The following is a 6720-nucleotide window of genomic DNA, read 5'->3' on the forward strand; positions in this document are numbered from 1 at the left end:
GGTCAAAGAAACGCGCCGCACTATGACTCGTCAGATATCCCTCCCCCACCAGATCGTGGCCTCGACAAAGATACGTCGGCCTGGGCCGTAATCGTTGGGGCGAAGGTCGGCGATCGTGAAGAAATCACTGCCCATCTGAAGCTGGCCTTGCTCGGTCACACCCAAGAGGCCACTCGATCGCAAACCAGGTAACAAAGACAGGAGGGAGTCGACACCGCCAATGTCGCGGTCATCGACCCGTGTCTTGATCCTGTCCCACAGATGCGACTCGACATCCAAGGTGCTGCCCGTCGCGAGAACCGAGGCGGCCAGCTCTTCCGGGACTTCATACTTGCTGAACTGCTGGAGGAACAGCTCCCGGAATCCGGTGTTGGCGCACAACCAATAGCAGGATCGCTCAGGCTCAAAGTACGCCACTGCGTCGCCGAACCCTTCCGCAGCGATCCCGGAAACCTCAAGATCCTCAGCGAAGATATCTTGCAGGAGTACCTCTTCGCAATAACTCCTGACGGTTTCGGTCAACATCTCAAAGTCGCAGTCTCGGGGGAGGTCAAAGTCGGCCTCGTCAAACACGAGGCCTTTTAGGGAGCGGTCGCTCGACATGATATTTTCCTTAGAAAGGGAGGATAGTGGGAGCCGGGCCGGTTTGCGGCTCAGGCTCGGTCGTATTCGAGGGCGAAGGGCTCGTGATGTTGCGCGTCTCGCAAGAGGCACTCTACCTCGGGCATTGACAGCTGATCGCAGTCCAGGTGAGCGCTCGTCAGATACGCGCGCCAGTGCGAAAGCGCGGACGCAAAGGCAGTGCCTCGCTCGGACAGGTCACGAGCATGCTGGACGTCACGCGCGACAAAGTAACTGTGATCGACCGCCGATATCTTGTCGGAGGCAAGAATGACCCCGTGCTGAGGACGGCCCAACACGCCAATCGCATCGGCGAAGTAAGCGACCTCGACCCAATAATAGTCACGACCCAGCCCCGGCATCCGTCGAGCAATCGGCAGCACCGCAGTCGGCAGATAGCGGTCGTAAGCAAACGCACGGGCGAGCTGCCGTTGCTGCCCGGGACCCATGCTTCGGCAGAACTGCAAAGCTCCTTTGCGCATCGACCGCCAACAGGTCTCATCGATGATTTGCCGTGCAATCGGCGCGCACGCTTGATCGAGCGACCCGTCGCCAGTCAGCCCCCGGATCACTGAAAGAGTTGCGTCGTCGTACAGCCGTCGAACAGCCTTGAACGGCATCGGAGTCTTCGCGCATGGCGCTTGGTCATCGACCAACGCCCCGGCAAGGGGGCCGCTCATGGCGGGTGATTTCAAAAAAATGGGCGGCTTCATCAGCGTCATACCTCATCTGCCTTGGCACCATGTGACCAAGGTTTGCAGGGAATTGCCGGGGCGTTCTCGCCCCGGTGGGGATGTGGGGGTGCTGTTACGCAGGCTCGGTCGGCAGCGGTCGACGCATTACGAAGAGCTCTCCGGCATCGGACATTCCGATCACACGGATATCGTCGTTGTCCACGTCGAACGGCAGCTTAGGGGAGCCGTTTACCACTTCGCAGACGAGAGCAGCGCCCGCCAGAAACGCGTCGAGATAGGTCGGCCAAGGAGCGTTCTCCGGTGTGCCGAGAATATTCGGCTCTCCCGGCGCCACGCTGAACACCAGATCAGCGACATAGCCTCCCTGAACCCGATCGATCTCCAAAGCGATCATCGAGCCGCGGTGGAACCCGGCCGGCAAAGCCATATCCGGGGCGTGCTCCGGAATGCGCCGTGCCGCATAAAGGGCCGCGAGGATGATCGAGAGGAGGGGCGGGGTCTCGGCGTGGGTTGCGGCGTTTTGGTCGTGTGACATTTCGTCGTGTTCCATTCGTTGTGCAGGGGGGGGCACGTGCGCCCCGAGGAGAAGGTTGGTTTCGTCCGGGAAGGCCGGAAGAAATTTTTCTGCGAGACCCCTGACAGGCTGTCAGAGCTGGATTTTTCTCCACCCGCAGCGCTGTATCTGAGCTCACAAGAAGGAACTCGGTCTCTTCCTCGACGCGCCAAAACCGTTTCGACGATTTTTTTTGATTTTTTTGCAGAGGATATCCGAAGGCGCAGACAGGGCCCCGGGCCCCTGCCCTTCCTTCGGGCTGGCACGCTTGATCATGCCCACACCCTGCGAGACGCATGGCTGGTCACGCGGCTCCTATGAGTGGCCCCGAAACCAATCTCGCCACGGTCGGCTGGTTGGAGATCCAGCCCAAGACGAGGTTGTCAAACCTTCGGCTTGGCGGCTGTCAAAAGCCGATCGGTAGACGCGCTGCCAGCCGTGGACATGATCCACAGGCCTCTCAAATCAGAGGGGCAAGACAGAGCGTGGAGCATAACGGCAACGTCATCGCCGCAAGGGCCCGGGCGGACGTGGGGCGGTTGCGGACACCCCCCGCTCCGACCGGCCCCGCGGGGCGCCGTCGGGTCAGCAAGGTGTCGATCGAGCGCCAAACCCACCAAACATGAGGACAAACAATGACGACACATGATGCAGTCTACGACGATGCTGCCGCCGATCTCGCGACGGAGATGGTATCTCTGCTCGGCGCCCTCCGCGGCATCCTGACACCAACCTTGCGGACGGACCCAACTCCTCAGGCCGTCAGGACTCTGGAGCGCGTAGAGCAAGGCAGCAGACGCGAGATCCCGCCAGCCGAATTCGCGCGTGTCTTGCATGACTTGGCACGCGACCTGGTCACACTGCGCAACGCGCGACTTGTATTCCGGGCGTGCGACACCGCCGATTGCGGCATCCGGATTGTCGCGGCGCATGCCGGTACTGTGGCCATCGGTGGCGCCATCACAGCATTGGTGCAGACCACAGCACGGATCACACCGGAGCTGGCGTTGTCCCTCGCACAACACACGCTGCGCACAGATCAAGACCAGCGCCGCGCTATCGCCCGTCTGGTTGCATCAAGGGGCATCCGGTAGTTGCCTCTCTGGAGCCTGTGCAGCCGGCTGTGTCTCGCGATCAAGAGAGCTCGATAACCATGGCCCGGCCGGGGATAACCTTGGCCGGCGTCGACCCGGGCAAGTGAGACACCTCCCGCATCATCGCAGGGGGCAGACCCAAGTGGATGACGGCCTGCCATAACGCTGATCATCCCTGCAATCGTGCCACTATCCAAAAATCGTAAGGCTTTCAATCGACGCAAAAAATGTCCGTTTCCGCATCGCCTCATGCCACTACGCGGTGCCACTCCCAACGGCATGCAAAAACTCTTCCGCCGTCGATTTTGGGACGGAGGCAGCCGGGGCGTAAGTCCTTGGCATGCAGCTGGACAAACCCCTCTCTCGTAACGACCTTGTCAAATACTTCGGGTTGGAGCCGAGCAAGACTGGCGATTATCGCCCCCTCTTGCGCGTCCTCTCCGCGCTCGGCATCCGCCTGGTCGGTGGCACGACACGTTGGTCAGTCGTGTGGCGGGCGCTTGGGCTCGCGGCGGAGCAAGACCTCCGCAATCTTGATGATCTTGCAGCACCCCTCCTCACCGCGCGGGCGGTGGCCGCTCTTACCGGCGTCGATCCCTCGATCGTTTACCGGTGGTCCAAAGGCGCGGTGCCTGCAGGCATGCCCCCTTTCCCGGCACCGATTGATCTGACTTGCGGCCGCAAAGGTCGCCGGGGCCTGCGGTGGCGGCGGGCCGAGATCATCGCTTGGCACAGCCGTGAGCCGCTCCCTGTGTACGCGCGACCAGCGCCTGCCTTTGGCTCTCTCGCGCCCCCCAAAACCCCCTGAATTTGAGGACACCGAAATGCCCGGACACCCTTTCGGACACGCGAATTGCCATCAAGCGACAAGGACATCTCGCAAGCGGCGCGGACACAGACCCCTGCCGGTTTGCACCGGCGGCAAACTCTCGGGGGGCTGTGTCCGAAGCGCGTTTTAGCGACGCAACGCGCGTCCGCACGACATCCACTCCCTCTCCCCTCAACACGATCGAAAGGACCACGACATGCTTGATCTGACGGGCCGCCCAGCCGCAACTTCGAGTTTGGCGCTGGCGGCCGCCAAAGCCAATAAAGCCGGACGCACCCTGGAGGACGTCAAGTCATTCACGGCCGCGCGCACGGATATCAGCGCAACGACCCGTGATCGGTATGTCACTGCGATCCTGCAGGTCGGCAAATTGGCCAATTGTCCGCTGAGCCTCATCGACGCCCGCCTTGACCAAATGGAGGCGCGATATCCCCTCGACGGCTTCGACCCGTCTCAATGGCGGACGAACGCTGCGTATCAGACATTTCGGCGCCGCGTGCTCGCCGCCCTCAAAGAGTATCTGGGTGTACTCGAGGCAAAACGCACCCTGCGCGAGCAGGACGATGGGTGGACAGAGCTGTTCGCGGCGATCGAGCCACTGACCAAAGGCCGTATCGGCGTCTCCGCGCGGTGGCACCCCCAAAAGCTCTCCTTGCTGCGGTCATTTGCGACGATCGCCCGGTCTTACGGCTGGCAGCCGAGAGATCTGACGGCGCAGAGAGCAGCCCAGATCTTACAAGACTTCGGCGGCGCTGTCCGTGATGCAAATGCACGCTCGCTCGTCCGCCTCGAAGAGCTGCGCGAGTTTCCGGAAACCCTGCCCCACTTGCCGAGGGACCCGATCGGGTTTGTTCCGCGCACGCGCACGCTCAAGCCAACCGCGATGCCCGAGGCCTGGGCGGCACAATATCTGCCGTGGATCGAACGCGTCACGACCAAGGCATGGGATCCTGTCACCAAGTCGCATACCCGAATAAACGCAAAGCACGCGAAGGTGTTGGTTGCGGCGTTTGGGACCTGCCTGCGCGCGGGTCTCGAGACCGGGGTGATCTCCAGAGAGGATCAGGATGTCAAAGACATCCTGGCCTGCGACGAAACCCTTTGCGGTATTGCGGGCGAGCTTTTCCGCAGAGCCGGTGTCGCCAAGGAGCAGGGCCGCCTGAAGCCTCGCACGTCGCGAAAGTACCTCAGAGGCATCAAACAGATCATGGTGCATCTTGCGCTCGACACCGGGACCATCGACCAGATCATCGCCAACAACCAAACCGCCAAAGCGGGTGCCGAAGCGGAAAAATCCATGACGCCGGCAAACCGCAAGTTTTGCGAGGGCCTTGTCAACCAGTTGCACCTGCGGCGCCGTTTCTTGGGGTCCTACCTCACGCTGCGTGACGAGGCCGATCGCATCATGGCCGCAGCCAAGGCCGAAGATCGTGGCCTCTCAAAACGGGAATTGTCTCAGGTCCGCATGTTGGGGGTCTGCGCCTGTTTCGCGGCCATCGAAATCGGCGGCGCCCCCATCCGGAGGACAAACGCCATGGCTCTGACCTGTGTCGGCGAGGATGCTCAGATCTCGATCCCCCTCAAAGGCCGCAAACCGATCCACGTTGTCCTGCCCGCCGGCACCACGAAAAACAACGTCAGGATCGAGTTCCCCGTAAAATACAACAAGTACGGCGCCCACGACACGATCACTTGGTATCACAACGTGATCCGCCCACTCTTCTCGCATGCAGAAAAAAGCCGATACCTCTTCCCCGCCGTCAGGGTGGCGGGGCGGCATCTCGATCCGGACTATTTTGCCGCGCAATTTGAGCGACACATGCGAACGGTCGTCAATCTCCCGATGAGCCCGCACCAGATGCGGCACGGGCAGACCTCGCTGCTGCTCGACCGGCACCCCAACGAGATCGAGGTGATCGCAAAACGCATCGACGACACCGCCGACACCCTGCGCACGTATTATGGCTGGCTCAACTCGATCAAGCTCGTCGAGCGGGGTCAGGATCTGATGATTGGATTGATCGATGACTAAGCGCTACGACACCCGCAGCCGCGAGGAGATCCTCTCGACGGCGCATTTCGCGCCGTATTTGGCGGCGCCGCGTCTGGCTGAGATCGGGCTGCGCGAGTTGCGCACGCTGGACACGTTTTTTGCATTTGCGGCCAAGTCCGGCGTCGCCATCCCCTCGGAAACCGATTTCCTCGGGTTTGTCGCGGACGACGCCTCGCCGCGCCGCCTCGAAAACCTGCGGACGGCGCTCGATCGCCTGCTCCCCGCCGGCACGCCGGTCCTGCGTACCATCCGCGACGCAATCCGTCTCAAACAGCCCCGCAGCCGGGTCTGCTCCCGGACGGATCGCGCGGCGCTGCTCGCCAACCCGCTTATGGAGCCCTATCGGGATCTACCCGCGATGGCGGATCTCAGCCTCGAGGACCTGCGGGTCTTCGAGCGGTTTCTCGAGTTTTGCGCGGTCCAGTCGATCAAGGTCCCGACGGTCGAGGACTACCTCGCATTTGCCGCGGACGTCGCCTCGAGCCGGCGCCTGCGCTCGCTCAAGACCGTGATCGCGACGCTGATGCCGGGCAGCCCGGCCGCGCATGTCGTCCTGACGGAGGCGATTGCTCAAAAATCCCCTCCCCGCGCGTCCCGCGCAGGCAGCAAGCCCCGGCCGCCGGCAACCCGCAGGGTCACACTCGATGATCTCCCCGCGGAATGGAGGGCACGGCTTTCGCGCATGCAGGTCGGAGCCGTTGCGGTCCATGAGCGGGCCTATGCCGCGTCGGTGCTCGACAACATGATCGAGGTGCTCCGAGAGTACGCACGGGTCCAGATCGATGCCGGGGCCGAGGTGGCAATCACCATCGATGGCATCCGCCGAATGGAGGCCCGGCGCACCGAATTGGCACCGGACCCTGAAACCGCCCGCT

At 62.3% G+C, this 6720-nt stretch carries 7 protein-coding genes; 4 read left to right on the top strand and 3 right to left on the bottom strand.

Annotation, left to right across the window (positions count from 1 at the left end):
- Positions 1 to 30: 30 nt before the first annotated feature.
- From BCY78_RS23190 to BCY78_RS23200, 3 genes are all read right to left on the bottom strand, one after another.
- On the bottom strand, positions 31 to 603 hold the full coding sequence (locus BCY78_RS23190; RefSeq protein ID WP_068306578.1) for a hypothetical protein: 573 nt from the start codon (positions 601 to 603) through the stop codon (positions 31 to 33).
- 50 nt (positions 604 to 653) lie between these two features.
- A complete protein-coding gene (locus BCY78_RS23195; RefSeq protein ID WP_068306580.1) occupies positions 654 to 1343 on the bottom strand; it encodes a hypothetical protein in 690 nt (229 codons plus the stop codon).
- 85 nt (positions 1344 to 1428) lie between these two features.
- Positions 1429 to 1866, bottom strand: a complete 438-nt coding sequence (locus BCY78_RS23200) for a hypothetical protein (protein WP_139103301.1) — start codon at positions 1864 to 1866, stop codon at positions 1429 to 1431.
- 638 nt (positions 1867 to 2504) lie between these two features.
- Between BCY78_RS23200 and BCY78_RS23205 the strand changes: the two genes are divergently transcribed.
- The 4 genes from BCY78_RS23205 to BCY78_RS23220 form a co-directional block, all read left to right on the top strand.
- Positions 2505 to 2963 (top strand): hypothetical protein, encoded by a 459-nt coding sequence (locus BCY78_RS23205; RefSeq protein WP_068306584.1) that lies wholly within the window; start codon positions 2505 to 2507, stop codon positions 2961 to 2963.
- A 340-nt stretch (positions 2964 to 3303) separates the two neighbouring features.
- A complete protein-coding gene (locus tag BCY78_RS25745) occupies positions 3304 to 3771 on the top strand; it encodes an AlpA family transcriptional regulator (protein WP_068306586.1) in 468 nt (155 codons plus the stop codon).
- A 217-nt stretch (positions 3772 to 3988) separates the two neighbouring features.
- Positions 3989 to 5824, top strand: coding sequence for a hypothetical protein (locus tag BCY78_RS23215; protein WP_068306588.1), 1836 nt, complete (start codon positions 3989 to 3991; stop codon positions 5822 to 5824).
- Positions 5817 to 6720 (top strand): hypothetical protein (locus BCY78_RS23220; protein ID WP_139103302.1); only part of this gene is annotated, 904 nt, incomplete at its 3' end. The genes BCY78_RS23215 and BCY78_RS23220, both read left to right, overlap by 8 nt.

This window comes from Pararhodobacter sp. CCB-MM2 (genome assembly GCF_001691415.1).
In the GTDB taxonomy this organism is placed as follows: Bacteria; Pseudomonadota; Alphaproteobacteria; order Rhodobacterales; family Rhodobacteraceae; genus Pararhodobacter.